Source organism: Halomonas sp. C10-5, from assembly GCF_057169305.1.
Window position 1 is genome coordinate 1398533 of the sequence record NZ_CP175665.1, and the last position, 26104, is coordinate 1424636.

29 protein-coding genes and 4 tRNA genes are annotated in these 26104 nt (G+C 67.9%); 13 read left to right on the top strand and 20 right to left on the bottom strand.

From position 1 onward, the window contains the following. Positions 1–54 precede the first annotated feature (54 nt). From ACJ7IV_RS06545 to ACJ7IV_RS06560, 4 genes are all read left to right on the top strand, one after another. On the top strand, positions 55–411 hold the full coding sequence (locus tag ACJ7IV_RS06545) for a RidA family protein (protein WP_483866292.1): 357 nt from the start codon (positions 55–57) through the stop codon (positions 409–411). Next, on the top strand, positions 408–1526 hold the full coding sequence (locus ACJ7IV_RS06550; RefSeq protein WP_483866293.1) for a class II histone deacetylase: 1119 nt from the start codon (positions 408–410) through the stop codon (positions 1524–1526). The genes ACJ7IV_RS06545 and ACJ7IV_RS06550 overlap by 4 nt, the downstream gene beginning before the upstream one ends. 46 nt (positions 1527–1572) lie before the next feature. Further along, the gene (locus tag ACJ7IV_RS06555; RefSeq protein ID WP_483866294.1) at positions 1573–2541 is read left to right on the top strand and encodes a branched-chain amino acid transaminase; all 969 of its coding nucleotides are present in this window, start codon (positions 1573–1575) and stop codon (positions 2539–2541) included. Positions 2542–2603: 62 nt separating this feature from the next. Further along, positions 2604–3647, top strand: a complete 1044-nt coding sequence (locus ACJ7IV_RS06560; protein ID WP_483866295.1) for an Lnb N-terminal periplasmic domain-containing protein — start codon at positions 2604–2606, stop codon at positions 3645–3647. Here ACJ7IV_RS06560 and ACJ7IV_RS06565 read toward each other — a convergent pair. After that, positions 3631–3843: a hypothetical protein gene (locus ACJ7IV_RS06565; RefSeq protein ID WP_483866296.1), complete on the bottom strand. Its 213-nt coding sequence runs from the start codon at positions 3841–3843 to the stop codon at positions 3631–3633. The two genes, ACJ7IV_RS06560 and ACJ7IV_RS06565, sit on opposite strands and share 17 nt — an antisense overlap. A 98-nt stretch (positions 3844–3941) precedes the next feature. On the opposite strand from ACJ7IV_RS06565, the gene ACJ7IV_RS06570 reads away from it, so the two are divergent. Beyond that, positions 3942–5291, top strand: a complete 1350-nt coding sequence (locus tag ACJ7IV_RS06570; RefSeq protein WP_483866297.1) for a Na+/H+ antiporter family protein — start codon at positions 3942–3944, stop codon at positions 5289–5291. Positions 5292–5351: 60 nt separating this feature from the next. On the opposite strand, the gene ACJ7IV_RS06575 is transcribed toward ACJ7IV_RS06570, so the two are convergent. The 4 genes from ACJ7IV_RS06575 to ACJ7IV_RS06590 all read right to left on the bottom strand — a co-directional run bounded on the left by ACJ7IV_RS06575 (position 5352) and on the right by ACJ7IV_RS06590 (position 9069). After that, positions 5352–6086 (bottom strand): RNA methyltransferase, encoded by a 735-nt coding sequence (locus tag ACJ7IV_RS06575; protein ID WP_483866298.1) that lies wholly within the window; start codon positions 6084–6086, stop codon positions 5352–5354. A gap of 221 nt (positions 6087–6307) precedes the next feature. Beyond that, complete coding sequence (groL, locus tag ACJ7IV_RS06580) at positions 6308–7951, bottom strand: chaperonin GroEL (RefSeq protein WP_483866299.1); 1644 nt, start codon at positions 7949–7951, stop codon at positions 6308–6310. 79 nt (positions 7952–8030) lie between these two features. Continuing rightward, positions 8031–8324, bottom strand: a complete 294-nt coding sequence (locus ACJ7IV_RS06585; RefSeq protein WP_161432894.1) for a co-chaperone GroES — start codon at positions 8322–8324, stop codon at positions 8031–8033. Positions 8325–8529: 205 nt separating this feature from the next. Continuing rightward, positions 8530–9069 carry an FxsA family protein gene (locus tag ACJ7IV_RS06590; protein WP_161432895.1) on the bottom strand — a complete coding sequence of 180 codons (540 nt, stop codon included), beginning with the start codon at positions 9067–9069 and terminating at the stop codon, positions 8530–8532. A 193-nt stretch (positions 9070–9262) separates the two neighbouring features. On the opposite strand from ACJ7IV_RS06590, the gene ACJ7IV_RS06595 reads away from it, so the two are divergent. After that, the gene (locus tag ACJ7IV_RS06595) at positions 9263–10024 is read left to right on the top strand and encodes an SDR family oxidoreductase (RefSeq protein ID WP_483866300.1); all 762 of its coding nucleotides are present in this window, start codon (positions 9263–9265) and stop codon (positions 10022–10024) included. 62 nt (positions 10025–10086) lie between these two features. Here ACJ7IV_RS06595 and ACJ7IV_RS06600 read toward each other — a convergent pair whose 3' ends face one another. Further along, on the bottom strand, positions 10087–10368 hold the full coding sequence (locus ACJ7IV_RS06600; protein WP_483866301.1) for a ComEA family DNA-binding protein: 282 nt from the start codon (positions 10366–10368) through the stop codon (positions 10087–10089). A gap of 240 nt (positions 10369–10608) precedes the next feature. On the opposite strand from ACJ7IV_RS06600, the gene pyrF reads away from it, so the two are divergent. After that, a complete protein-coding gene (gene pyrF, locus ACJ7IV_RS06605; RefSeq protein ID WP_483866302.1) occupies positions 10609–11304 on the top strand; it encodes an orotidine-5'-phosphate decarboxylase in 696 nt (231 codons plus the stop codon). A gap of 3 nt (positions 11305–11307) precedes the next feature. On the opposite strand, the gene lapB is transcribed toward pyrF, so the two are convergent. Genes lapB through ACJ7IV_RS06620 form a run of 3 tightly spaced genes read right to left on the bottom strand, consistent with a single transcriptional unit; the run spans position 11308 to position 13192 of the window. Beyond that, the gene (lapB, locus tag ACJ7IV_RS06610; RefSeq protein WP_483866303.1) at positions 11308–12489 is read right to left on the bottom strand and encodes a lipopolysaccharide assembly protein LapB; all 1182 of its coding nucleotides are present in this window, start codon (positions 12487–12489) and stop codon (positions 11308–11310) included. A 1-nt stretch (position 12490) separates the two neighbouring features. Beyond that, on the bottom strand, positions 12491–12796 hold the full coding sequence (locus ACJ7IV_RS06615; protein ID WP_483866304.1) for a LapA family protein: 306 nt from the start codon (positions 12794–12796) through the stop codon (positions 12491–12493). Between the two features lie 54 nt (positions 12797–12850). Next, the gene (locus ACJ7IV_RS06620) at positions 12851–13192 is read right to left on the bottom strand and encodes an integration host factor subunit beta (RefSeq protein ID WP_483866305.1); all 342 of its coding nucleotides are present in this window, start codon (positions 13190–13192) and stop codon (positions 12851–12853) included. Positions 13193–13325: 133 nt separating this feature from the next. On the opposite strand from ACJ7IV_RS06620, the gene ACJ7IV_RS06625 reads away from it, so the two are divergent. Both ACJ7IV_RS06625 and ACJ7IV_RS06630 read left to right on the top strand, forming a co-directional pair. Beyond that, entirely contained in the window at positions 13326–13619 is a 294-nt protein-coding gene (locus ACJ7IV_RS06625) for an FAD assembly factor SdhE (protein WP_483866306.1), read from the top strand. Beyond that, a complete protein-coding gene (locus ACJ7IV_RS06630) occupies positions 13579–13974 on the top strand; it encodes a protein YgfX (protein ID WP_483866307.1) in 396 nt (131 codons plus the stop codon). The genes ACJ7IV_RS06625 and ACJ7IV_RS06630 overlap by 41 nt, the downstream gene beginning before the upstream one ends. A gap of 46 nt (positions 13975–14020) precedes the next feature. Here ACJ7IV_RS06630 and nadB read toward each other — a convergent pair whose 3' ends face one another. The 8 genes from nadB to ACJ7IV_RS06670 form a co-directional block, all read right to left on the bottom strand. Next, positions 14021–15592 carry an L-aspartate oxidase gene (nadB, locus tag ACJ7IV_RS06635; protein ID WP_483866308.1) on the bottom strand — a complete coding sequence of 524 codons (1572 nt, stop codon included), beginning with the start codon at positions 15590–15592 and terminating at the stop codon, positions 14021–14023. After that, the gene (locus ACJ7IV_RS06640; RefSeq protein ID WP_483866309.1) at positions 15573–16718 is read right to left on the bottom strand and encodes an FUSC family protein; all 1146 of its coding nucleotides are present in this window, start codon (positions 16716–16718) and stop codon (positions 15573–15575) included. The genes nadB and ACJ7IV_RS06640 overlap by 20 nt, the downstream gene beginning before the upstream one ends. 47 nt (positions 16719–16765) lie before the next feature. Further along, positions 16766–16852, bottom strand: a tRNA-Leu gene (locus ACJ7IV_RS06645). 34 nt (positions 16853–16886) lie between these two features. Continuing rightward, positions 16887–16960: transfer RNA gene (locus tag ACJ7IV_RS06650), tRNA-Cys, on the bottom strand. Between the two features lie 26 nt (positions 16961–16986). Further along, positions 16987–17061, bottom strand: a tRNA-Gly gene (locus tag ACJ7IV_RS06655). A gap of 60 nt (positions 17062–17121) precedes the next feature. Continuing rightward, a complete protein-coding gene (gene pgsA / locus ACJ7IV_RS06660; protein WP_483866310.1) occupies positions 17122–17670 on the bottom strand; it encodes a CDP-diacylglycerol--glycerol-3-phosphate 3-phosphatidyltransferase in 549 nt (182 codons plus the stop codon). A 70-nt stretch (positions 17671–17740) separates the two neighbouring features. Beyond that, positions 17741–19555 carry an excinuclease ABC subunit UvrC gene (uvrC, locus tag ACJ7IV_RS06665; protein ID WP_483866311.1) on the bottom strand — a complete coding sequence of 605 codons (1815 nt, stop codon included), beginning with the start codon at positions 19553–19555 and terminating at the stop codon, positions 17741–17743. A gap of 10 nt (positions 19556–19565) precedes the next feature. Further along, positions 19566–20213 (bottom strand): response regulator, encoded by a 648-nt coding sequence (locus ACJ7IV_RS06670; RefSeq protein WP_483866312.1) that lies wholly within the window; start codon positions 20211–20213, stop codon positions 19566–19568. A 195-nt stretch (positions 20214–20408) separates the two neighbouring features. On the opposite strand from ACJ7IV_RS06670, the gene ACJ7IV_RS06675 reads away from it, so the two are divergent. From ACJ7IV_RS06675 to ACJ7IV_RS06690, 4 genes are all read left to right on the top strand, one after another. After that, positions 20409–20484, top strand: a tRNA-Ala gene (locus tag ACJ7IV_RS06675). Between the two features lie 231 nt (positions 20485–20715). Continuing rightward, positions 20716–21960: an efflux RND transporter periplasmic adaptor subunit gene (locus tag ACJ7IV_RS06680; RefSeq protein ID WP_483866313.1), complete on the top strand. Its 1245-nt coding sequence runs from the start codon at positions 20716–20718 to the stop codon at positions 21958–21960. Beyond that, a complete protein-coding gene (locus ACJ7IV_RS06685) occupies positions 21950–22684 on the top strand; it encodes an ABC transporter ATP-binding protein (RefSeq protein ID WP_483866314.1) in 735 nt (244 codons plus the stop codon). Before ACJ7IV_RS06680 ends, ACJ7IV_RS06685 begins: the two co-directional genes overlap by 11 nt. Further along, on the top strand, positions 22681–23889 hold the full coding sequence (locus tag ACJ7IV_RS06690; RefSeq protein WP_213313264.1) for an ABC transporter permease: 1209 nt from the start codon (positions 22681–22683) through the stop codon (positions 23887–23889). Before ACJ7IV_RS06685 ends, ACJ7IV_RS06690 begins: the two co-directional genes overlap by 4 nt. 7 nt (positions 23890–23896) lie before the next feature. Here ACJ7IV_RS06690 and ACJ7IV_RS06695 read toward each other — a convergent pair whose 3' ends face one another. The 3 genes from ACJ7IV_RS06695 to thiO are packed head-to-tail and all read right to left on the bottom strand — an operon-like array spanning position 23897 to position 26046. Further along, positions 23897–24706 carry a thiazole synthase gene (locus tag ACJ7IV_RS06695; protein ID WP_483866315.1) on the bottom strand — a complete coding sequence of 270 codons (810 nt, stop codon included), beginning with the start codon at positions 24704–24706 and terminating at the stop codon, positions 23897–23899. Beyond that, positions 24706–24915: a sulfur carrier protein ThiS gene (gene thiS, locus ACJ7IV_RS06700; RefSeq protein ID WP_213313265.1), complete on the bottom strand. Its 210-nt coding sequence runs from the start codon at positions 24913–24915 to the stop codon at positions 24706–24708. Before thiS ends, ACJ7IV_RS06695 begins: the two co-directional genes overlap by 1 nt. Before the next feature lie 33 nt (positions 24916–24948). Next, positions 24949–26046: a glycine oxidase ThiO gene (thiO, locus tag ACJ7IV_RS06705; protein WP_483866316.1), complete on the bottom strand. Its 1098-nt coding sequence runs from the start codon at positions 26044–26046 to the stop codon at positions 24949–24951. Positions 26047–26104: the final 58 nt, after the last annotated feature.

The window sequence follows — 26104 nt, forward strand, 5'->3', positions numbered from 1 at the left end:
CCACCCCGGCCAGGAATGCGATGTTCCCGACCGGCTTCCTGCAAGGAGACTCCCATGCGCATTACCTATCACGACAGCAATTCCCGCATGAGCCAGGCCACGGTGCACAACGGCACCGTCTACCTGGCCGGCCAGGTGCCCGATGACACCAGCGCCGACATGCGCGGCCAGACCGAGCAGGTGCTGGCCAAGATCGACCGCCAGCTGGCCGCTGCCGGGACCAGCAAGGAGCATCTGCTCAGCGCCCTGGTGTGGGTGACCGACATGGGCGAGTTCGCCGAGATGAACGCCGCCTGGGATGCCTGGGTGGTGCCGGGGCGCCCGCCGGCGCGGGCCGCCACCGAGGCCAGGCTGGCGCTTCCCGAGTTCAAGGTGGAGATCATGGTCACCGCGGCATTGCCGAGCGCATGATGAGGCGCGCTACCACCGGCTTCTTCTGGCATGAGCGCTGCTTCTGGCACGACCCGGGGGCCATCGGGGTCTTCTCGGCCCCCGGCGAGTTCCTGCAGCCGCAGCCCGCCTCGGAGAGCCCGGAGAGCAAGCGGCGGCTGAAGAATCTGCTGGAAGTCTCGGGCCTGATCGACCAACTGGCGGTTCGCAAGCCGCCGCCGGCGCGCCGCGAGGATCTCGAGCGGTTCCATACCCCCCGCTACCTTGAAGCGCTGGCGGCGGGAGACAGGGGACGCGGTGGCGATGGTGGCGACTGCGCCCCCTATACGCCGGGCAGCCTGGCCGCCGCCTGCCAGTCGGCGGGGCTGGCCATCGCCGCTGTGGAGGCCGTGGCCAGCGGGGAGCAGCGGCGCGCCTATGCGCTCTGCCGTCCTCCCGGCCACCACGCCGAGGCCGACCGCGGTCGCGGCTTCTGCCTGCTGGGCAATATCCCGGTGGCCGTGATGCGGGCGCGTGCCCTGGGCCAGGCAGGACGCGTGGCGATCCTCGACTGGGATGTGCACCACGGCAACGGCCAGCAGGCGGCGTTCTACGCCGAGCCCGAGGTGTTCACGGTGTCGATCCATCAGGCGGGCAACTATCCGCTGGATACCGGCACCTTCGAGGAGCAGGGAGAGGGGGGCGGCGAGGGTGCCTGTCTCAACCTGCCGCTGCCGCCCGGCTGCGGCCTCGGCGCCTTTGATCACGCCATGACCGAGCTGGTGCTGCCGGCGATCGAGGCCTTCGGCCCCGAGCTGATCGTGGTGGCCTGCGGCTATGATGCCTGCGCCAAGGATCCGCTGGGCAAGATGCTGCTCAACAGCGCCGCCTTCGCGCGCATGACCGCCCAGGTCAGGGACCTGGCCGAACGCGTCTGCGATGGGCGCCTGGTGATGGTCCACGAGGGCGGCTACTCCGAGGGCTACGTGCCACTGTGCGGCCACGCGGTGATCCAGACCCTGGCCGACAGCGACATCTCCGTGCCCGATCCTCAGAACGACGAGATCGCTGCCTGGGCCTACCAGGCCCTGCAGCCCTACCAGCGCGAGCTGATCGACGGCTGGCGCACGGACTGGGCAGCAGCCGGTCGGCTCTGACCCTCGCCTTAGATCACCGATTCTCTCAATACAGGAACCCGGACCCATGACACCGCTCTTCGATCGCGACGGCTGGATCTGGCATGACGGCGAGTGGCTGGCGTGGCGCGATGCCCGCACCCATATGCTGACCCATAGCCTGCACTACGGCATGGGTTGCTTCGAGGGCGTGCGCGCCTATGATGGCCCGCGGGGCACGCACCTGTTCCGGGTGGCGGAGCACACCCGCCGGCTGCTGGATAGCGCCCACGCCCTTGATATACCGTTATCTTTCGATGACGAGACGTTGATCCAGGCCCAGCGCCAGTGCCTGGCGCGGAACGGCCTGACCAATGCCTACCTCAAGCCGACGGTGTATCTCGGCGCCGAGGGGCTGGGGCTCAGGGCGAAGGGGCTCACCACCCATGTGATGATTCCTGCCTGGGACCTGGGCGACTACATCTCGCCCGAGGCCGCTGCCATCGGGCTGCGTGCGCTGACCTCCTCCTGGGCGCGCCACCACGTCAACATCAGCCTGTGCCGGGCCAAGACCAACGGCCACTACGTCAACTCGATGCTGGCGCTCAACACCGCGGTGAAGGCGGGCTTCGACGAGACGATCATGCTCGACCTGGAGGGTTATGTCGCCGAGGCCTCGGCGGCCAACGTCTTCCTGCTGCGCGACGGCGTACTGCATACCCCTGAGGTGACCTCCTGCCTGCAGGGCATCACCCGCGACAGCGTGATCCACCTGGCCCGCGAGGTGCTGGGCATAGAAGTTCAGGAGCGGCGAATCACCCGCGACGAGCTCTATATCGCCGACGAGGCCTTCGTCACCGGCACCGCCGCGGAGATCCTGCCGTTGCGCGAACTGGATGGCCGCCATATCGGCGGGCGTGCCGGGGTGCCGGCGGCGGGTGAGCCCATCGCCAAGGGCTCGCTGACCGCGCGCCTGCAGCGTCTCTACCATGATGTCACCCGCGGCCAGTCGGGGCCGGCCACGGAGGCCTTCGGCGATTGGCTGACACCGGCGTGATGCGTTGAGGTCAGTGGTGGTGGGGCGTGGTAGCCTGGCGACAGGCCGAAGGGAGTTCGCCCATGTCGCTGTTGCTCGATCTCGCCCTGCGCCTGGTGCTGCTGGTGTGTTCGCTATGGGGCGGCCTGGCGCTGCTGCATCGCTTTCCCGCCGGCGTTTCCCGGCGCCGTCTCTCCGCCCTCGCCTGGCTGCTGCTGGGTGGCCTCTGCCTGGTGTGGCACTGGCAGGGGGCCAGGCTGGGGCCGGCCCTGGTGATGGCGGTGAGCATGCTGCTGCTGCTGGGCTGGTGGCGGCGGCTGACGCCGGCAAGCGATCTGGCGTGGGCCGACGATGTGGCCCACCTGGCGACCGGTCGCCGCCAGGGCGAGTGGCTGGTGCTCGACCATGTGCGCTGCTTCGACTGGCTCACCCGTGACGAGGCGGAGGTGGCCTGGGAGCGGCGCGAGTATGACCTCCGGCGACTGGCCTCCCTGGATCTGTTCGTCTCCGGCTGGGGGCGCCCGGGTATTGCCCACGTGCTGCTCTCCTTCGGCTTCGCCGATGAGCAGGGCCGCATCGATGACTTCGTGGCCTTCTCGGTGGAGGTACGGCGCGAGGGCCATGAGCCCTTCTCGGAGATCGGCGGGTTCTTCAAGCGCTTCGAGCTGGCGATCATCGCCGCCGATGAGCGTGACGCGGTACGCCTGCGCAGCAACGTGCGCGGCGAATCGGTGACCCTCTATCGGGTGTTGCTCGGCCAGCACGAGCGTCGCGAGCTGCTGCTGGCACTGGTGGAGCAGGCCAACCGGCTGGAGCGTGCGCCGCGCTTCTACCACACCATTACCGCCAACTGCACCACCCTGATCTACGCCCTGATGCGCCGCATCATCGAGGGGCTGCCGCTGGACCATCGGCTGCTGCTCAGCGGGCTCCTGCCCGGCTATGTCCATGATCACGGCGGCCTGGTGCCAGGCGTCTCCCTGGACCAGCTCAAGCGCTGCGGTGATATCACCCGACGCGCCGTCGCGGCTCACGATGATCCCGACTTCTCCCGAAGGATTCGCGAGGGCGTGCCCGGGTGGGCGTCGAGCGTGCTCCAGCCTGAAGAGGTCAGCGAGTCGCCATGACGAAGAACGCCACGGCGGGTGCCGTGGCGATAGGGCCTCCATGGGCAGCATCCTGCTGCCAAGCTCCCTGCAGGGCGTCCAGCCCTGGCGCATCCGTGGCGGAGAAGTGGCAGTGTCCCTTGCCGCGTCCTGCTGGACGCCTCCCTTTATCGCCGATGCAGGTAACAGCGCGGTGACCGTCGCGTGTCGATTCCATGACATCCCGCTCCGGCGCCCCGGGCGCGAAGAAGGCGCTTCTGGTAGAATCCTGCGCCGTTTCGTCTCAATCCAATTCCTTGTTCGGGGAAACCTACCATGAATGCGGTAATCATTGCGGTGCTGGTGATGGTCGGACTGTCACTGGCACGGGTCTCTGTCGTCTTCGCCCTGGTGGTCGGGGCACTGGTGGGCGGCCTGGTCGGGGGACTCTCCGTCGAGGAGACCCTCGGCGCCTTCAACGACGGCGTGGGTGGCGGGGCCAAGGTGGCCCTGGCCTATGCCACCCTGGGCGCCTTTGCGGTAGCGATCTCGCGCTCCGGGTTGCCGGACCTGCTGGCCCGGCGGCTGATCGGCCTGCTGGGCCAGGAGGCCACGGCAAACCGCCAGGCGGTGGTCAAGTATCTGCTGCTCGGCGCGGTGCTGCTGGTGGCCATCTCCTCCCAGAACCTGATTCCGGTGCACATCGCCTTCATTCCGATCCTGATTCCGCCGCTGCTCAAGGTGATGAACCAGCTGCGCCTCGATCGTCGCGCGGTGGCGTGTGCGCTGACCTTCGGCCTTACCGCTCCGTACATGCTGTTGCCGGTGGGCTTCGGGGCGATCTTCCTCAACGATATCCTGCTCGCCAACATCAACCAGGCCGGCGAGGCGCTGGGCCTCGAGATCACTCGCGGCATGGTGCCCCTGGCCATGGGCGTACCGGTGGGCGGCATGGCGCTGGGCCTGCTGGTGGCGGTGTTCATCAGCTATCGCAAGCCGCGTGACTACGAGGCGCTGGACGTGGCCACCAGCAACGTGCCGCACCACCACCCGGAAACCCATGAGCCGCATGCCCTTGGCCTGGTGATGTCGGTGGTCGCCATCGTGGCTGCCCTGGGCATCCAGCTGTGGACCGGGTCCATGATCCTCGGCGGGCTGGTGGGTTTCGCTCTGCTGTCGGTGGGGGGCATCTTCAAGTGGCGCGAGGCCGACGACCTCTTCACCAGCGGCATGCGCATGATGGCGCTGATCGGCTTCATCATGATCTCGGCATCGGGGTTTGCCGCGGTGATGACCGCCACCGGCCAGATCGAGACCCTGGTGGAGTCCAGCGTCGAGGTGATCGGTGACAACCGCGGCCTGGCCGCGCTGCTGATGCTGCTGGTGGGCCTGTTCATCACCCTGGGCATCGGCTCGTCGTTCTCCACCATCCCGATCATCGCCGCCATCTTCGTGCCGCTGGCGGTGCAGTTCGGCTTCTCGCCGCTGGCCACCGTGGCCCTGGTCGGTACGGCCGCGGCGCTGGGCGATGCCGGTTCGCCGGCCTCCGACTCCACCCTGGGGCCGACCTCCGGCCTCAACGTCGACCGCCAGCATGATCATATCTGGGACAGCGTGGTGCCGACCTTCGTCCACTACAACATCCCGCTGATCGCCTTCGGCTGGCTGGCCGCCATGACCCTGTAGGCAGCAGCTACCCAGGGACCTTCGACGGCGGCCTGCGGGCCGCCGTCGTTGTATGGGGATCTACTCCTCGGGCAGGTGGGCCTCCAGTGAGGCGAGCAGCCCGCGCAGCAGCGAGAGTTCGCGGCGGGAGGGCTGGGCGCGGGCGAACAGCGCATGCAGGTGTGCCTCGGTACGCGCATGGGGCTGGGTGATGAAGCCGCTGCGCTGCATCACCCGGCCCAGGTGGTCGTGGAAATGGCCGACCTGTTCGCGGCTGGGCTGGCGCTCCTCGGCGGGCAGCGCCGGCCGGTAGCCGCTCTCGGGTCGCCGGCGCCAGGCCTTGAACGTCTCGTAGGCGAGCACCTGCACCGCCTGCGAGAGGTTGAGGATGCCGTAGTCGGGGTTGGCGGGAATGCTCACCTGGTGACTGCACAGGCCGATCTCGTCATTGGTAAGGCCGAAGCGTTCACGACCGAATACCAGCGCCACCGGATCGTGGGCGGCATGCTCCACCAGGTCACGGGCCATCTCGTCGGGCTCGTCGAAGTGCGGCAGCGGCATGCTCCGCAGCCGTGCGCTGGCGCCTACCACCTGCACACAGTCGCTCACGGCCTCCGCCAGCGAGCCGACCACCCGGGCGCCTTCCACCAGATCCTCGGCTCCTGCGGCGAGCCGCGCGGCTTCGGGGTCGGGAAACTGCCGGGGATTGACCAGCACCAGGTCGGTCAGGCCCATGGTCTTCATGGCCCGCGCGGCGGCGCCGATATTGCCGGGATGGAAAGTCTGGACGAGGACGATGCGGATATTCGAGAGCATGGGCAGGCGGCTGGCGTCAGGTGATGAGCGGAGGGTGGGTATCTTACATCGCCAAGCGGCCAAGCGGCCAAGCGGCCAAGCGGCCAAGCGGCCAGGTCAGGGTTGCTTGGCGCTTGTAGCTCGGCGCTTGGCGCTGGCAAGAAAAAACCCCGCCGGCTTTCACCGGCGGGGTCTGTCTCAGGGTTTGCCTGGAAGGGCAGTGCCTGGGGCAGGGTGGGGGCTTACATCATGCCGCCCATGCCACCCATGCCGCCCATGCCACCCATGTCCGGGGCGGCGTCCTTCTCGTCCGGATCGTCGGCGATCATGGCCTCGGTGGTGATCATCAGGCCTGCCACGGAGCCGGCGGACTGCAGCGCAGAGCGGGTCACCTTGGCCGGGTCCAGCACGCCCATCTCGAACAGGTCGCCGTAATCGCCGGTCTGGGCGTTGTAGCCGTAGTTGCCTTCGCCAGCCTTGACCTGGTTCAGGATGACGGAGGCTTCCTGACCGGCGTTGGTGACGATCTGGCGCAGCGGGGCTTCCATGGCGCGCACGGCGATGGCGATGCCGTGGGTCTGGTCCTCGTTGTCACCCTTGAGGCCGGCAACCTTGGTCAGCACGCGCACCAGGGCGGTACCACCGCCAGGCACCACGCCTTCCTCGACCGCGGCACGGGTGGAGTGCAGGGCGTCCTCGACGCGCGCCTTCTTCTCCTTCATCTCCACCTCGGTGGCGGCACCGACGCGGATCACGGCGACACCGCCGGCCAGCTTGGCGACGCGCTCCTGGAGCTTCTCACGATCGTAGTCGGAGGAGGTCTCCTCGATCTGGGCGCGGATCTGGTTGACGCGGGCCTCGATGTCGGCGTCGTTGCCGGCGCCATCGATGATGGTGGTGTTCTCCTTGGACATGGTCACGCGCTTGGCGGTACCCAGGTGGTCCAGGGTGGCCTGCTCGAGGTCCAGACCCACTTCCTCGGAGATCACGGTGCCATTGGTCAGGATGGCGATATCCTGGAGCATTGCCTTGCGGCGGTCACCGAAGCCCGGCGCCTTGGCGGCGGCGACCTTGACGATGCCGCGCATGGTGTTGACCACCAGGGTGGCCAGCGCCTCGCCCTCGATGTCTTCGGCGATGATCACCAGCGGCTTGCCGGCCTTGGCCACGGCCTCGAGGGTCGGCAGCAGCTCGCGAATGTTGGAGATCTTCTTGTCGACCATCAGGATGTAGGGGTCTTCCAGCTCGACCGCCATGGTGTCCTGGTTGGTGACGAAGTAGGGCGACAGGTAGCCGCGATCGAACTGCATGCCCTCGACGACATCGAGCTCGTCCTCGAAGCCACGACCCTCGTCGACGGTAATGACGCCTTCCTTGCCGACCTTCTCCATGGCCTCGGCGATGATCTCACCGATGCGCTTGTCGCCGTTGGCGGAGATGGTGCCGACCTGGGCGATGGACTTGGAGTCGGTGCAGGGCACGGACAGGGCCTCGATCTCCTTGACCGCAGCGACCACGGCCTGGTCGATGCCGCGCTTGAGGTCCATCGGGTTCATGCCGGCGATGACGCCCTTGAGGCCTTCGGTCACGATGGACTGGGCCAGCACGGTGGCGGTGGTGGTGCCGTCACCGGCGACGTCGGAGGTCTTGGAAGCGACTTCCTTGACCATCTGGGCGCCCATGTTCTCGAACTTGTCCTTCAGTTCGATCTCCTTGGCCACGGAGACGCCGTCCTTGGTGACGGTGGGGGCACCGAAGGACTTCTCGATCACCACGTTGCGGCCCTTCGGACCCAGGGTAACCTTGACCGCGTTGGCCAGGAGGTCAACGCCGCGCGCCATGCGGTTACGGGCATCATCGGAAAACTTGACTTGTTTCGCTGCCATGTTCGCTATCTTCCTTTCAATTCGTGAACGTCAGAATTCGCTGCGTGCGAGGCGTGAGCGGTTTCGCTCAGCCTTCAGCTCAACCTTCGACTACGGCCAGGATGTCGGACTCGCTCATGATCAGGACTTCTTCGCCGTCGATCTTCTGCTTCTCGACGCCGAAGCCATCCTTGAAGATGACGGTGTCGCCGACCTTCACGTCGAGAGCGCGGACGTCGCCGTTGTCGAGGATCCGGCCGTTACCGACGGCGAGCACTTCGCCACGAGTCGGCTTTTCCTGGGCGCTGCCCGGGAGCACGATGCCGCCAGCGGTTTTCTGTTCTTCCTCAACGCGACGAATGATGACGCGATCGTGCAAGGGACGGATGTTCATTGCTCACGTTCTCCTGATGGTTCATGTGCCGATGATCCGGCGGTTTGTATCACGACCTCGCCACCGAGGCAGCGAGGGGAGGCGTCGGACGCCTTCCGTGTCAATGGCGCGAGAGTCGCGCCGAAACCTGTTGCTGACGTGTAAGTGGGGCTAGCCCATGGCCTTTCAAGGCCCACCCGGAAATTTTTTTGCCGATCTGGCCGGATCAGCCGCGGCGCTCGTCCCGAGAGATGAACTCCCCCTCTATGACGCCGTCGTCGGCGTCTCCTGACGCCGGCTCGTCGGCGCCGCGGCGGTGACGGCCCTCGTCGGCCTGTGCCCAGTCGTCCCGGGGCTTGCCGGCGCCGTTACCGGAGGCGCTGGTAAAGCCCTCGCTGTGGACATGAAAGCCCTGGGTGCGAATGCCCAGCCACGCCAGCAACTTGCCCATCAGGCGTCGGGCATCGGGGATCAGGCACAGAAAGCCCAGGGCGTCGGAGACGAAGCCCGGGGCCATCAGCAGGGCGCCACCGAAGATCAGGGCCGCCCCGGTCAGCAGTTCGCCGGAGGGCACCTCGCCGCGCTCCAGACGCTCCCGGGCCCGGGCGAAGGTGGCGGCACCCTCGCGGCGGATCAGGTGCAGGCCGATGAAGCCGGTGGCCAGCACCAGCAGCAGGGTGGTGAGCAGGCCGATCTGGCTGCCCACCGAAAAGAGGATGACGAAGTCGAGCAGGGCGAACAGCGTGAAGATGAGGAGAAAGGGCATGTGGCCTCCCGTGGTGACGTTCACGGGGAGATGGGGGCGAAGGCAGGGAAATCAAGCGTTGGTCGGCGGCGCTGGCCAGCGGGAGATAAAGACGGGAATATAAGCTTAGTCATGGTGTGATGATGCACTGCACAAAAGTCTGCTACAGTGCCAACCATCAACCGCTGAGCAACCACCTCCCGGAGAAACCACGATGCAACTGCAGAACTCTGTTATCGCCATTACCGGTGGCGCCCGTGGCCTGGGTCTGGCCATGGCCGCCATGCTGGGCCGCCAGGGGGCCCGGCTGGCCCTGCTCGATACCGATGCCGCGACTCTCGACGAAGCCATCTCCGGGTTGCACGCGTCGGGTGTCGAGGCGCGTGCCTTCGTCACCAACGTGGCCGACGAGGCCTCCGTGAAGCAGGCCTTCGCCGATATCTCGGCCTCCATGGGGCCGGTCAGCGGCCTGGTCAACAATGCCGGTATCCTGCGTGACGCCCTGCTGGTCAAGGCACGTGACGGCAAGGTCGAGAAGACCATGTCCCTCGAGCAGTGGCAGTCGGTGATCGACGTCAACCTGACCGGCGTGTTCCTGTGTGGGCGCGAGGCGGCGGCGCAGATGGTCGAGGCGGGCAACGAGGGGGTGATCGTCAATATCTCCAGCATCTCGCGGGCCGGCAACATGGGGCAGAGCAACTATGCGGCCTGCAAGGCCGGCGTGGTGGCCCTCACCACCACCTGGGCCAAGGAGCTGGCACGCTATGGCATCCGTGTAGGTGCCGTGGCCCCGGGCTTCATCGAAACCGAGATGACGGCCTCGATGCGTCAGGACATGCTCGACAAGCTGACCGCCGGTGTCCCGCTCAAGCGGCTCGGCCAACCGGAAAACATCGCCCAGAGCGCCCTGTTCATCTTCGAGAATGACTACTTCACCGGCCGCGTGATCGAGTGTGACGGCGGCCTGCGCCTGTGATCCACGACTAGCAAGGTGGGGTTCGGTGGCGGCCGTCCGCTGGCCGCCCATGGAGCGCAGGATCAGAAGGTTACCTGGTCCTCCAGGTTGGCTACCGTACCGTCGCCGATGCCGCTGACGCGCGTCAGGTCCTCGGCGCTCGCATAGGGACCGTTGGCCTCGCGGTCCTCGATGATGGCGGCGGCCTTGCTCGGCCCGATGCCGGGCAATTCGGCGAGCAGTTCAGCCCCGGCTGTATTGACGTTGATCGGTTCGACCTCCTGGGCCATGGCGCCGAGCGGCGCGAGCCCCAGCATGAGCGCGATCAGGCAGGCCCCGAAGAGGGCGTGAATCCTGTTTTTCATTGTCACTTCCTCCCGCGTTGGAATCGCATCCGGATGGGTGCCTCTTCAAGCTAGCCATGGTGGCGGAATAGCTCTGAGTCACTTTTGCCGAAACTCTTGTCCGCCAGGACGTCACTCATTCGACGACATGACGACAGGAAGTAGGAGATAACGTCGCGCTCGGGTCGGTTAACTCTGACCGCTCACTTCGGTCATGACTGCTATACTCTGGCGTCGTTTTCCGCTTGCCAGGAGCCCGGCGTGTCTACCGATTCCCCTCTGATCATTGCCCTCGACTACCCTTCCCTGGATGCCGCCCTGTGCATGGCCGACCGCCTCGATCCGGCGCGCTGCCGTCTCAAGGTGGGCAAGGAGCTGTTCACCCGCAGCGGCCCCGACGTCGTGGAGGCCCTGCACGGGCGCGGCTTCGAGGTGTTCCTCGACCTCAAGTTCCATGACATTCCCAACACCGTGGCCGGCGCCGTCCAGGCCGCGGCGGAGCAGGGGGTGTGGATGGTCAACGTCCACGCCGGGGGGGGGCGGCGCATGATGGAGACGGCCCGGGAGCGCCTGGAGCGCCATGGCCTGAGCACCCGACTGATCGCGGTGACCGTGCTGACCAGCATGACGACCGAGGACCTGGCCGAGGTAGGGGTGGGTGTCTCACCCGCCGAGCAGGTGGAACGCCTGGCGTCCCTGGCGCGCGACAGCGGAATGCATGGCGTGGTGTGTTCGGCCCATGAGTCGGCCCGCCTGCGTGAGCTGTGTGGCGATGACTTCCTCAAGGTGACCCCGGGCATTCGCCCCGCCTTCGCCCAGGTCGGCGACCAGAAGCGCATCATGACCCCGGGGGATGCCATGGCTGCGGGCAGTACCCACCTGGTGGTGGGGCGCCCGATCACCGAGGCCGAGGAGCCCATGGAAGCGCTCGCCGCCATCGAGGCCGAGCTCAGCTAGTCGCTATTCGCCCTCGATCCCGGTGATCGGACGGGTGGTGCCCCAGCTGCGGCAGCGGGGGCACTGCCAGTGCAACTGGTCGCCGGTGAAGCCGCAACGGCGGCAGCGGTGGCGAGGCAGCTGCTCGAGCAGGGTGGCGGTGTGGCGTTGCAGCAGCGCCAGCTGTTCCGGCGCCGTGCCGTCGGCGCGCTGGCGATAGAGGTCGATCAGGTAGTCGAGGGCCCCCAGGCTCGCCTCGCGATTGAGCTGCTCGCTGACCAGGGCGATGGCAGGCTCGATGCCCTGGCGATGGCGAAGGGTCTCGGCCAGCAGGATGATCACGCTGGTGTAGGGGGTCTTCTCGAGCAGATCATGGAGGTGGCGGATCAGGCCATCCTCGTCGTCGAGCAGTCGGTAGGCGTTGGCCAGGGGCGCCAGCAGGGTCGGGGTGAAGGCCGGATCCTGGGCGGGAATCCGCGCCAGCAGGTTGATTTCCTGGCGGTAGTGACCGGTGTCGTGCTCGAGTGCGGCCAGCAGCAGGTTGGCGCGCACGCAGTGCGGGTCGACGTTGAGGGCCTGCTTGAGGTGGCGCCGGGCCAGCACCGGTGTGGCGTTGCCGCGCTCCTCCTCGGCCAGTTGGCAGAGCCAGTGGGCCGCGGCACGTCGCAGTTCCCGATCCTCGCGGATCAGCTGGGGGTTGGCCACTGCGAAGGCTTCCGACCAGTCGCCTTCGCGCTCGAAGAGGTCGGCCAGCAGCCGGCGTGCCAAGCGCCGCAGCTCCTCGTCATGGCTGTCGCGCAGCAACCCCTTGAGCAGCCGTTCGGCGCGATCCAGCAGCCCCAGGGAGAGGAAGTCACGGGCCAGCTCCAGCTGCACGCGCTCGCCCTGGGCGGCGGTCAGGCTGGGGCGGGCCAGCAGGTTCTGGTGGATCTTCATTGCCCGGTCGGCCTCGCCGCGGCTGCGGAAGAGGTTGCCCAGGGTGATATGGGTATCGATGGTTTCGCTGTTGACCTCCAGCGCCCCGACGAAGGTCTCGATGGCGCGGTCCTGCTCGTCGTTGAGCAGGTAATTGAGGCCCACGAAATAATCCCGCGCCAGTCCTTGCGGAGGCGCGGGATCGGTCGGCTTGCTGCGTTCGCGGCGGCCCAGCCACCAGCCGATGGCGACGGCTGCCACCAGGGTGGTCAGCAGCAGGGCATCGGGCATATCAGGGGAGTTCCTTGAGCTCCTGGACGCGCAGCTTGTCGAGCTCCTTGCGCTGCTGCTGGTTGTGGCGCTGGGCACGGGTCAACAGGGCGCGCAGGCGCAGGTAGACGCCGCTCATGGCCAGCATGCCCAGCAGCACGCCAACCGTCAGCGAGGCCAGCAGCCATACCGACAGCGAGGCGGGAGGCAGCTCGATCCAGATCAGGTTGAGCGGCAGGGCCTCGCGATTGTTCACCGCGAACAGGATGCCGACCAGTAGAACCGCCAGCAGGATGATGGCCAGGATCAGGCCTTTGAGCCAACGCATGCGAAGTGTCCCCTGTTGATGTAAGAGTTGGGCCGGGAAAGCGGAGCGTCGGGCTCAATAGCCCAGAACGCGGCTGGCGTCCACCTGCTCGCGCAGCTCCTTGCCGGGTTTGAAGTGTGGCACGAACTTGCCGTCCAGCGCGACCGGTTCGCCGGTCTTGGGATTGCGCCCGATGCGCGGCTCGCGGTAGTGCAGCGAGAAGCTGCCGAAGCCGCGTATCTCGACGCGTCCCCCGGCGGCCAGGGTCTCGGTGATGTCGTCGAGAATCAGCCGAACCGCCGATTCCACTTCCTTGAGCGACAGCTCGGGCTGTCGCATGGCGATCTGTTCGATCAGCTCGGACTTGGTCATCTCGGGTCTCCGTTGGCGGCGCGGCTGTTGTTTTATTCCAAGCATACTCGGCAAAACGAGACAAAACAACGCACTACGACCATAGGCAGAGACCTCGATCCGTGACCGGCGTCAGCTGTGTCGCCGCGCCGCCTCGGTTATACTGGCGCCACACCCCAAGGCAAAGGCGAGGTCGACCTTGAACGAACCATCAAGCCCGGAGACGGCACTGCGCAAGCGGCTCTACTGGCACTCCCGCCGCGGCATGTGGGAGCTGGACCTGCTGCTGGTGCCCTTCCTCGAACAGCGCTATGACGCCCTGGAGCCAGCCGACCAGGCCGCATTCCGCGACCTGATCGACGAGGAGGACCAGGACCTCTTCATGTGGCTGATGCGTCGCGAGCTCCCCGCGGAGCCGGTACGTCGGCGCATCGTCCAGATGATCATCGAGCATGCCGAGAGCGCCGACAGCGTTTCGCATCGGCCGGTCTAGGCTGGCTCTGCTGGCACATCTCCTGCCGGCCGCTGCGGTGGCCGGCCTCCTCGCGACTGTCCTTCCTCTCTGGTGGTGGCTCCCCGTGGCACTCGGCCTGGGGGCCATTACCTTCTGGTGCGTGCGTGACCAGCCCCAGGGGGAACTGAGTGCCGAGGCCCTGCCCGGCGGAGAGCTGCAGTGGAAGTGGCGGGGTGCAAGGGATGCGACCCCGCGACCGATCAGCCTGCGCTGTGACTACCTGGGGCCCTGGCTGATCGGGCTGCATCTGAATGGCAGTCGGCTGTGGCTGTGGCCCGATAGCTGTTCGCCGTCAGCCCATCGGGAACTGCGTCGCTACCTGGTTCGCCGCTAGGCCGACTCCCGTTCCGGAGTCGTCCACCGATCTGGTCAAGCTCCGCTCAGTCGAGCTCGTCCAGCCGAATCCGGGAGGGCCGGGGAAGGGCGTCGCCATGCTGCGGGCAGTCCGGATTGTAGTGCAGGCCGCGGGACTCGCGACGCGCCCGGGCGCTGGCCACGGTCAGTCGCGCCAGGCGCAGCGAATGCCACAGGCTCATCAGCTCGGCGGGTGGCTGGCCACGCTGAGCGACCACGGCGACCTCTTCCTGCAGCTCGGCCAGCGTTGCGCCGGCCTCAGCCAGCCCGACGTCACGGCGCACGATGGCCACCCGAGTGCTCATCACGCCGCGCATGCGCTCGCGCCACTCGACGAGTGCCGCGGGTGCCGCCTCGGCCCTGGCCTGGGTAGCGGGGCCGCCGACGAGCGGCACCCGCGAGGCATCCCGCAGCACGGCGGCGCAGCTGCGCGCAAACACCAGGCACTCCAGCAGCGAGTTGCTGGCCATGCGGTTGGCACCGTGCAGGCCGGTGCAGGCCACCTCGCCCACGGCGAAGAGGTGGGCCACGTCGGTGGCGCCGCGCTGGTCGGTGGCTACCCCGCCACAGCTGTAGTGGGCCGCCGGCACCACCGGGATCGCGGCCTTGACGATATCGATGCCGCGGCCGGCGCAGTGGGCGTGGATGGTGGGGAAGTGCTCGCGGATCGCCGCCTCGCCCAGATGGCGCACGTCGAGGAAGACATAGTCGCTTCCGGTGCGCTGCATCTCGGCGTCGATGGCGCGCGCGACCACGTCACGCGGCGCCAGTTCGGCACGCGGGTCGATGGCCGGCATGAAGCGTTCGCCGCGGATATTGAGCAGTCGCCCGCCCTCGCCGCGTACCGCCTCGCTGATCAGGAAGGGGGTGCCCTGGGGATCGTAGAGGCAGGTCGGATGGAACTGCTGGAACTCCAGGTTCATCAGCGTGGCGCCGAGCTCGGCGGCCATCAGCATGCCCTCGCCACTGGCCGGCTGGGGGCTGGTGGTGTGGCGATAGAGGCCGCTGGCCCCGCCGGTGGCCAGCACGGTGTCGTGGGCCGGCAGGTCGATCCGTCGTCCGGCAGCGTCGAGGCAGCGTGCGCCGCGGCAGCGGCCGGCATCGTCCTGGAGCAGGCCGATGGCGGTGAGGTCGTCGCGGATGTGGATCGCCGGGTGTGCCGCGACATGGGCCTTGAGGGTATCCATCAGCGCACGCCCGGTGGCGTCGGCGGCGTGGATGATGCGTCGCGCGCCGTGTCCGCCCTCGCGGGTGAGGTGGTAGGGGTAGTCGGCCCCGGGGCTGGCATCCCGCGTGAAGGGGACGCCCAGGCCAAGCAGCCATTCGATGGCCGCCGGCCCCTGCTCCACGGTGAAGCGCACCGCGGCCTCGTCGCACAGGCCGTCGCCCGCCACCAGGGTGTCCTGGATATGTGCCTCGATATCATCGCTGGGGGAGAGCACCGCGGCGATGCCGCCCTGGGCCCAGCGGCTGGCGCCCCGGTCGTCGCTGGCGGGGCGCAGCAGGGTCACGCCACGCTGATCGGCCACCTCCAGGGCGAGTACCAGGCCGGCGACACCGCCGCCGATGATAAGCACGTCATGGTTGGCGTGGGACATCTTGCGCTCCTCTATCGGGCGTGGCGGTATGGCGGCGCGCCCACTTGCGCCCCGAGGCGCGACGCAGGCGGCGGCTGGGCAGGCGGGTCAGGCCACCCAGGCGGGTGACCAGGGCCTCGGTGAGGCGTGCCAGCTCGCGGTTGAGCCACAGATAGCCGCTGGGGCTGAACAGCGCCCGTCCCTGCGCACTGACCGCGGTGGTGGCGAGCGGGGCGTAACGCTGGAGGTCGAACTGGCTGATCTCGACCGCGATGGGCTGGCCGGTACGTACCTGGTAGGCCAGGGTGCCCAGCTCCCGGGCGAGGCGGTGCTGTTCGTCGCGCAGGCCTTCCATCGCCTCGATGCGATCATGGCCGGCACGGGTGTTCCAGTGGGTCTCCAGCAGCAGCTCGATGGTCGAGAGCATGCGCCGCTGCAGGGAGATGATGTCATCCAGCTCGTCTCGGCTCAGGCGGCGTTCACGATGGATGGCATCGACCAGGCCGCGCTGCTTGACCAGTGCCGAGCTGGTGGCCTTGAGCAGGGCGCGGGTATCGATATCCAGGGCCGTCGAGGCGGTGGTGTGCACATGGAACAGGCGTGCCATGCGATCGAGGTTCTCGGCCAGCATGAAGCGCATCATGTCGGTGGCCTTCTGGGGCAGCACCAGCACCGTGATCACGATGCCGACCAGGGTGCCCAGCAGCACGTCGAAGGCACGCCACAGCCCCACATCCAGGGCGTGGCTGCCGTCGCCGACCACCAGCAGCAGGCTGATGGCGAACATCAGGCCGCTGTAGCCGTGGCGGTTGCCGAAGGTGAGCCAGGTGGCGATGCCGATGGCGACCAGGCTGCCGACGGGGATCAGCAGCGGCAGGTCGATGGGCAGCAGGATCAGCAGCAGGCCGGAGCCCGCGCCGAGCACGGTGCCCAGCAGCCGCTGGCGGCCCTTGTCGAGCACGCCGCCGATATGTGGCAGGTTGCCCATCACCATCACGGTGCTGACCAGCGCCCAGCCGGAGTGGGGGATCGCGAACAGGCGGATGATGATAAAGGTGGTCGTCAGCGCCAGCAGCACGCGCAGGACATGCAGTCGGCGACGATAGCGGTAGGTAAAGAAGGGATCGCGCAGGGGCGGCAGGTTCATCAAGCGGTTGCCCCGCAGAGGTATCGACTAGCTCATCGACGGATGGCTGGTGCCCGGAGCCGGGCTCGAACCGGCACGGTGTCGCCACCGAGGGATTTTAAGTCCCTTGCGTCTACCAATTTCGCCATCCGGGCGGCACGGTGTCGGGCAGTACAGGAAATCGGGGAGTGGAGGCTGGAGTCGGAATCGAACCGGCGTACACGGAGTTGCAGTCCGCTGCATAACCACTCTGCCATCCAGCCTCATCGAGTCGGGCCATTCGAAGGAATGGAGCGGGAAACGAGATTCGAACTCGCGACCCTCGCCTTGGCAAGGCGATGCTCTACCACTGAGCTATTCCCGCCTGACTCGAGAGCGAATTATACGGATAAGCCGGTGACTGTCAAACGTTTTTGCGCCTCGCCTACATCGAGCGCCGGAGGTGGGGCCAGGCCGCGCGAAGGTAGAGATACATCGACCACAGCGTGAGTACGGCGGCCACGTAGAGCGTTGCTACCGCCAGCATGGCGATGGGGGTGCCGGGGGCGAAGGCCAGCAGCAGGAAGATCGCCACCATCTGCAGGGTGGTCTTCAGCTTGCCGATCCAGGACACCGCCACGCTGCCACGCTTGCCCATCTCGGCCATCCACTCGCGCAGTGCCGAGATCACGATCTCGCGGCCGATGATCACCAGCGCCGGCAGGGTCAGCCAGATCACGTCGTAGCGCTCGATCATCAGCGCCAGCGCCACCGCCACCATCAGCTTGTCGGCCACCGGGTCGAGGAAGGCGCCGAACGGCGTGGTCTGGTTCCAGCGCCGGGCCAGGTAGCCGTCGAGCCAGTCGGTGACCGAGGCCAGGGCGAAGAAGGCGGCGGCCAGTGGCATGCTCCAGGTGAAGGGCAGATAGAACAGCACTACCAGCAGCGGGATGAAGGCGATACGGACCAGGGTGAGGATATTCGGGATGTTCATCGCGCGAAGCTGTCCTTGCCAGTGAGGGGGAGCGTTAAGCGTGGGCTTATTCTATCCCCCTTGGCGGCCATCATCCATGCAGGGCGCGATGGATCGTCTCGGCCAGGCTGTCGCTGATGCCCGGCACCCGGGCGAGTTCGTCGCGGCTGGCCTGCTTGACCCCCTGCAGGCCACCGAAGAAGCGCAGCAGTTCGCGCCGGCGCTTGGGGCCCACGCCGGCGATCCCCTCCAGGGTAGAGGTGCGGCGTACCTTGTCGCGGCGGGTGCGGTGGCCGGTGATGGCGAAGCGGTGCGACTCGTCGCGGATGTGCTGGATCAGGTGCAGCGCCGGAGAGGAGGCCTCGAGGTTCAGCGTCCGCTCCACGGTCTCCAGGAACAGTGTCTCCAGGCCCGCCTTGCGGGTGGTGCCCTTGGCCACGCCGAGCAGGGTAACGCCGGTGACCCCGAGGGATTCGAGCACCTCGCGGGCCATGTTGAGCTGCCCCTTGCCGCCATCCACGACAAGCACGTCCGGCGCCTGGCCCTCGCCCTCCTTGACGCGTCGGAAGCGGCGGGTCAGCGCCTGCTGCATGGCCGCGTAGTCGTCGCCCGCCGCGACTCCCTCGATATTGAAGCGACGGTAGTCCGACTTGCGTGGCCCGTTCTGGTCGAACACCACGCAGGAGGCGACGGTGGCCTCGCCGTGACTGTGGCTGATATCGAAGCACTCCAGCCGCGCCGGGGGAGCCTGCATGCCCAGGGCCTCGCGCAGCGCCTCGAAGCGCCGCGCAAGCTGGTTCTGGCTGGCCAGCTGGCCGGCCAGCTGCTGTTCGGCATTGGTGCGCGCCAGCTCCTTCCACTGGGCGCGGTGGCCGCGCACCTGGTCGGTCAGGCGTACGCGGCGGCCGGCCTTCTCGGCCAGCGCCCCGGCGATCAGCTCGGCATCGGGGACGGCGTGGCTGGTGATCACCTCGCGGGGAATCTCGCGGGCCTGACCCAGGTAGTACTGGCTGATGAAGTCGCCGAGCAGCGCCTCCTCCGACAGGTCCAGGCCGTTGGCAGGGGCGTGGTGGCGCGCCCCCAGCAGGCGCCCCTGGCGGATCGCCAGCACCGAGATGCATAGCGCCCCGGGGCGGCTGGCCAGCGCAAAGGCGTCGGCGTCGCCGTCTCCGGTATCCACGAACTGGCGCTGCTGCAGCTGGCGCAGCTGCTGGACCTGGTCGCGCAGCCGTGCAGCCTCCTCGAAGGCCAGTTCGCGGCTGGCCGCCTCCATGGCGTCGCTCAGCTCGCGGGTGACCTGTTCGCTCTTGCCCTCCAGGCACTGTACGGCGTGTTCCAGGTCGCGGCGGTAGTCGGCCTCGCTGATATAGCCCACGCAGGGCGCGCTGCAGCGATTGATCTGGTACTGCAGGCAGGGCCGCGTGCGGTGTGCGAAGACGCTGTCCTCGCAGTTGCGGATGCGAAAGATCTTCTGCATCAGCGAGAGGCTGTCGCGCACCGCATGGCTGCTGGGATAGGGTCCCAGGTAGCGGCCGTCATCGCGCCGCTGGCGGGCGCGCTTGTACTCCAGGGCCGGGAAGGGATGGCGGTCGGTGACGAAGACGAAGGGGTAGGACTTGTCGTCACGCAGCAGGATGTTATAGGGCGGGCGCAGCTCCTTGATCAGGGTTTGTTCGAGCAGCAGGGCCTCGGTCTCGCTGTTGGTCACCGTGACCTGGATATCGGCGATGCGCGCCACCAGCGCCTGGGTCTTGGCGTTCAGGGCACCACGGAAATAGCTGGCCAGGCGCGCCCGCAGGCGGCGCGCCTTGCCGATATAGAGGGTGTCACCGCATGCGTCGAACATGCGGTAGACGCCGGGGGCTTCGCTGACGTTGGCCAGGAAGCGGCGATGGTCGAAGGTCATGGCGCGAAGGTTACTGGACGCTGGAGAAGCCTTCCACCAACCCGTGGCGCAGCCCCAGGTGGGTGAGCTCCACGTCGGAGTTGACCCCGAGCTTCTCGAAGACGCGGTAGCGGTAGGTGTTCACCGTCTTGGGGCTGAGGAACAGTCGGTCGGAGATGTCCGCGACCTTCTGGCAGTTGATGATCATCATCGCCACCTGCATCTCTCGGGAGGAGAGCTCATCGAAGGGGTTCTCTGGCGCATCGATGCGCGACAGCACCAGCCGCTGCGCCACATCGGGGCTGACATAGCGCTGGCCGTGAAATACCTCGCGGATGGCGCAGACCATCTCGTCATGCTGGGAGTCCTTGCTGACCAGGCCCCAGGCGCCGGCGTCCAGCAGGCGCTGGGCGAAGGTATCCTCGAGCCAGGCGGTCAGTACCAGCACACGGGCATCCGGCAGGGTGCGGGTGATCTTGCGGGTGGCCTCGAGGCCACCGATACCCGGCATGCGCACGTCCATCAGCACCACGTCCGGCTTGAGGCGGCGGGTCTGGGTGATCGCTTCCTCGCCATTCGAGGCCTCGCCGATGACCCGCAGGTCCTTCTCGGCATTCAGCAGGTGCGCAAGACTGGTCCTTACCAGGTGATGGTCATCTGCAATCAGTACCTTGATCAACGCGGGTGACTCCTGAACGGCTCGACAGCAGCGAGACTTCTCATCAAGGGAACGGGTCCTGACAAATTAAAGAGTCGCACAACTGGCAGCGGGTAGGAAAGCCTACTTAGGTTACTGGGCTAATGAAAAAAGCGCTTGACGCTGAAGGTGTCGCTGCGTAATATCTGCCCCGTTCTCGCAACGGCGAGACGCTGTGGGGCCTTAGCTCAGCTGGGAGAGCGCAACACTGGCAGTGTTGAGGTCAGCGGTTCGATCCCGCTAGGCTCCACCAACAAGTTTCAACGAATCAGCCGCTTAGCGCATACCGCTAGGCGGCTTTTTCGTGTGCGCGGGATTCCGCCATTTCCTCTGCTCGTCCGGGGTGACGTTCTCGTGTCTGGGGGCATGGCAGGGAGGCCATGGCGTCGACATGTCGCAGCAGCATTGTTGTGTTCCGTCTGGTGCCGGCCACCGCGCTTGCGTACTCTGTTGGCACATTCACGAGTGTATGGAAGTGGGCGAGATGGCTGACGAGGCGCGGGCGCTGGACGAACTGGCCGATCAAGTGTCGCGGACCCTGGAGCAGGGCAGAGGGCGACGGCGCCTGGCAGTCATGGTCTGGGGCCTGTTGTTGTTGCTGCTGGTGGCGGTGGCGGCATGGTGGTGGTGGCCCGAGGAGGAGACGACCCGCTGGCAGCAGGTGGCGCTGGAGCGTGGCGACATGCGCCTGACTGCGACGGCCACCGGCAACCTGGCGGCGAAGAGCGAGGTGACGGTGGGCGCCGAGATCTCCGGGTTGATCACCGAGGTGAACGTCGCCGAGAACGATGCCGTGGCACAAGGCCAGGTGCTGGCGCGCTTCGACACCGAGGAGCTGGAGGTGGCGCTGACCCAGGCCGAGGCCCGCCACGCTTCGGCCGTTGCGGCGGTGGACGAGGCCCTGGCCACCCAGGAGGAGGCGGGGCTGGCCGAGCGTCGCCTGGCCTCCCTGGTGGCCCGGCAGAGCGTCTCGCGGGAGGCGCTGGATACCGCCCGTGCCACCCGCAAGCGCGCCGATGCCCGGGTGATCACCAGTCGAGCGGCGGTGCTGGAGGCCGAGGCGGCGGTCAGCCAGGCGCGAACCCGGTTGGGCAAGAGCGTGATCACCTCACCCATCGACGGGGTGGTGCTGAAGCGCCAGGTGGAGCCGGGCAATACCGTGGCGGCCAACTTCCAGGCCCCGGAGCTGTTCCTGCTCGCCGAGGATCTCCAGGTGATGGAGCTGCATGTGGCGGTGGACGAGGCCGATGTGGGCCTGGTGGCCGCGGGTCAGCCCGCGCGGTTCGGGGTGGATGCTTGGCCCAACCGCGAATTCGAGGCCGAGGTACTGTCGGTCTACCTCTATCCCACCATCGAGAACAACGTGGTGACCTATACCGCGGTGCTCGGCGTGGACAACACCGAGGAGCTGCTGCGACCGGGCATGACCGCCACCGCCACCATCACCACCGGCGAGCGTCACGACGTGCTGCTCCTGCCCAACCAGGCGCTGCGTTTCTCTCCCCCGGCGGCACGGGAGGGCGGTGGAGGCCTGATGATGGGGCCGCCGGGCATGCGCGGCGGCGGCCAGGCCGCCGCCGGCAATGCCGTCTGGGTGCTGCGCGATGGCACGCCGCTGCGGGTACCGGTACGTACCGGCTACACGGATGGGCAGCACACCGAACTGCTGGGCGGCGACCTGGCCGAGGGCGACGAGGTACTGGTGGGGGTGCAGGCCGATGCCCGCTGAGGCCGGACTGGCACCGGCCAGGGGGCTGCCGATCCTCGAGATGCGCGGCATCCGCAAGGTCTACGGCAGCGGCGGCACGGCGGTGCATGCCCTGGCCGGGGTCGACCTGACCATTCGTGCCGGGGAGTTCGTGGCGGTGATGGGGCCGAGCGGCTCCGGCAAGTCCACCTGCATGAACCTGCTGGGCTGTCTCGACGTGCCCAGCGCCGGGGAGTACCGCTTCTGCGGCGTGCCGGTGGCGGGGCTCACCCGGGATGCCCTGGCGTTGCTGCGCCGTCACTACATGGGCTTCGTGTTCCAGAGCTTCAACCTGCTGCCACGCATCACGGCGCTGGACAACGTGGCGCTGCCGCTGGTCTATGCCGGCGAGAAGCGCGAGCGCCGGCGTCGCCGCGCCATGGCGGCACTGACATCGGTAGGCCTGGCGGAGCGCGCCATGGCGACCTCGAGCCAGCTCTCCGGCGGCCAGCAGCAGCGGGTGGCCATCGCCAGGGCCCTGGTCACCGAACCGCCGCTGCTGCTCGCCGACGAGCCCACGGGCAACCTGGATACCGCCCGGGCCGAGGAGATCATGGGGCTGCTCGCCGCGCTGCGTGCCGACCGTGACATCACCATCGTGATGGTCACCCATGAGCCGGATATCGCCGCCCACGCCGACCGGGTGCTCTACTTCGTGGACGGGCGGCTGACCCGCGACGGCACCCCGGCGGAGGTGCTGGCATGAGGCTTGCGGATACCCTCGGCATGGCCGTGCAGGCCATCGTGCGCAACAAGCTGCGCTCCTTCCTGACCACCCTGGGGATCATCATCGGCGTGGCCAGCGTGGTGGCCATGGTTCACCTGGGTCAGTCGGCCACGCGCAGCGTCACCGAGCAGATCGCCAGCATCGGCTCCAACCTGCTGTTCGTGATGCCCGGCACTGCCCAGCGCGGCCCCGGCGGGGTGCGTACCAGTGCCGAGCCCTTCGCGATGGACGATGTGGAGGCGCTGCGCCGCGAGATCGCCGGCATTCTGGTGGCGCCGGGGCTCTCGCGTTCAACCAGCGTGGTGCTGGGCAACGCCAACGAGACGCTGAGCGTGGAGGGCACCAGCAACGAGTACTTCACGGTGCGCAACCATGCGGTGGCCCAGGGTCGCGGCTTCGAGGCGGCGGAGCAGCGTTCCGGGGCGGCGGTGTGCGTGATCGGCCAGACCGTGGTGGACGAGATGTACGGCCTGCAGGAGCCCCTGGGCAGCACCCTGCGGGTGGGACGCACCGCCTGCCAGGTGGTGGGCGTGCTGGAGGCCAAGGGGCAGTCCATGGGCCAGGATCGCGACAAGGCGGTGCTGATGCCGATCAAGGCGGTGCAGCGCCGCCTGGTGGGCGAGCTGGATGTCGGCGTGGTCTACGTCTCGGCCCTGGTCGACGGTACCACCCAGCGCGTGCAGGGGGAGATCGAGGCGCTGCTGCGCCAGCGCCGCCGCCTGGCCGAGGGGGAGCCGGACGACTTCTACGTGCGCGATACCCAGGACATCGCCGACGCCCTGGAGCAGACCACCGCCACCCTGACCATCCTGCTCGGTGCCATCGCCGCGGTGAGCCTGCTGGTGGGCGGCATCGGGATCATGAACATCATGCTGGTGTCGGTGACCGAGCGGACCCGGGAAATCGGCATCCGCCTGGCCATCGGTGCGCGCAGCGGCGATGTACAGACCCAGTTCCTGGTGGAGTCGGTGCTGCTGGCCACACTGGGCGGTCTGGTCGGGCTGCTGCTCGGGGTGGGCGGCACCTGGCTGGTGACCGAGAGGCTGGCGATGCCCTTCGTGCTTTCGCCCGCGGTGATGGCGCTGGGCTTCTCGTTCTCGGTGGCCATCGGGGTGGCCTTCGGCTACTTCCCGGCCCGCAAGGCGGCGCGCCTCAACCCTATCGAGGCGCTGCGCCACGAGTAGCCCAGCCTCAGGGCTTGGTATGCCAGAAGGGCTGACCCAGGGTCGGCGTGCTGGGACTCGCCGTCTGGCGCTGCTCCATCAGCCCGGCGCGGAAGGCCTCACGCCCCGCCTCGATGGCGCGGGCGAAGGCTCCCGCCATCTGTGCCGGTCGACGTGCCCTGGCCACGGCGGTGTTGAGCAGCACGCCGTCGAAGCCCATCTCCATGGCCTCGGCGGCCTGGGAGGGGGCGCCGAGGCCGGCATCGATGATCAGCGGCACGTCGAGGCGTTCGCGCAGGGTGCGCAGGGCGTAGCGGTTCATCAGACCGCGTCCGGTGCCGATGGGCGCGCCCCAGGGCATCAGCGCCTGGCAGCCTGCCTCGCGCAGCCGCTGACAGAGCACCAGGTCGTCGGTGCAGTAGGGCAGCACCTTGAAGCCCTGGTCGACCAGCACCCGGGCGGCCTCCAGCAGGCCGAAGGGGTCGGGCTGCAGGTTGTAGTCGTCGCCAATCACCTCGAGCTTGATCCAGGGGGTGTCGAACAGCTCCCGGGACATCTCGGCCAGGGTGATCGCCTCCCCGGCGGAGCGGCAGCCGGCGGTATTGGGCAGCAGCCGGCAGCCGCTCTCGCGCAGGATCTGCCAGAAGGCGTCGCCGTCGCCGCCGGCGGGGTTCTGGCGGCGCAGCCCCAGGGTGAGCATGTCGCAGCCGGCGGCGGCGATCGCCTCCTGCATCACCGCCGGCGAGGGGTAGAGGGCGGTGCCGAGCAGGAGGCGGCTGGTGAAATCCTCGCCGTAGAGCACCAGGGTGTCGTCTTGAGCGTCGTGGGGCGTGTTCATCAGCCACCTCCTACCGGGGCCACGATATCGATGCGGTCGCCGTCGTCGAGGGTGCGCTCGGGCCAGGTGGAGCGCGGAGCGAAGGCGTCGTTGATGGCCACGGCGACACGGCGCTCGCCGTACCCCCAGCGCTGCAGGGCCTGGGCCAGGGCGATGCCCTCGGGTAGCCGGGTGGGTTCCCCGTTGAGGCTCAGGGTGATCTCGTTCATGGGGCTCTCCTCTTCAAGGAATTCGACGCCGGGTCAAGCCAGCGACTCCCGGGGTACGGCATCGGCGAGCACCGCGGCGAAGGGACGTTCGTCCTGGCCACGGATCTCGGCCAGCACATGCTCGACCACCGCCGGGGCCAGCAGGTAGCCATGGCGGAACAGGCCGTTGGCGCCGATCAGGCCGTCCTCTCGGGTGACGTGGGGCAGGTTGTCGCGAAACGCCGGCCGCAGGTTGACGCCCTGCTCGAGGATGCGTGCCTCGGCGAAGGCCGGCGACAGGGTGTAGAGGGCCGTGGATAGCTCCAGCGATGACTGCAGCGAGATCGGCGAGCGGTCCTCGCTCTCGATGGAGGTGGCGCCGATCACGAAGCGCCCGCCGGGCTTGGGGACCACGTAGAGCTGGTAGCGCGGGTGCATCAGGCGTACCGGCCGGGACAGCGTCACCTCGTCGGTATGCACGTGCAGGGTCTCGCCGCGTACGCCGCGCAGGGTTGGGTGCCTCGGCTTGGCGCCGTGGCCGCGGCAGTCGATCACCAGGTCGAAGGCGCGTCGGCCGGTGGGGGTGACGACCTCGCCGGGATGGGGCGCCACCGGGGTGCGGGCATGGCACTCGCCGCCCAGGGCATGGATCGCCTCGAGCAGTCGGGTGAGCAGCTCACGGTTGTCCAGATGGGCCTCAGCGGCGAGAAACAGGCCGTGGCGAAAGCCCGCCAGATCGGGTTCCAGGGCATGGACGCCGGCGGCATCCAGCATCCGGTAGCCTGGGGGGTCGCCCAGGGCGTCATCCAGGTCACGGCGGAACTGGGTCAGCTCGTTCTCGTCCTGGGGGTGGGCCACCACCAGGCTGCCGTGCTGGTGCCACAGTCCCGGCGCCTCGAGTTCGGCGAGCCACTGCGGCCAGCGCTCGAGGGCGACCCGACCCATGTCGAAGATGCAGCGTTCGCCGACCACGGTTTCGGCCAGCGGGGCGACCATGCCGGCGGCGGTCCAGGCCGCCGCCGGCGGGGTGTCGAGATCGCCGGCGTCATACAGGGTGACGGCGTGGCCGTCGCGCAGCAGCTGCCAGGCGAGAAGACGGCCGAGCAGGCCGGCGCCGGCCACGGCAATGCGGCGTTGGGAAGGCGTGGTCATGGGTCTGGTATCCGGCGGTTGGCGGTGACGAGCAGGCCGGATGCGGGGCAGGGGCGGG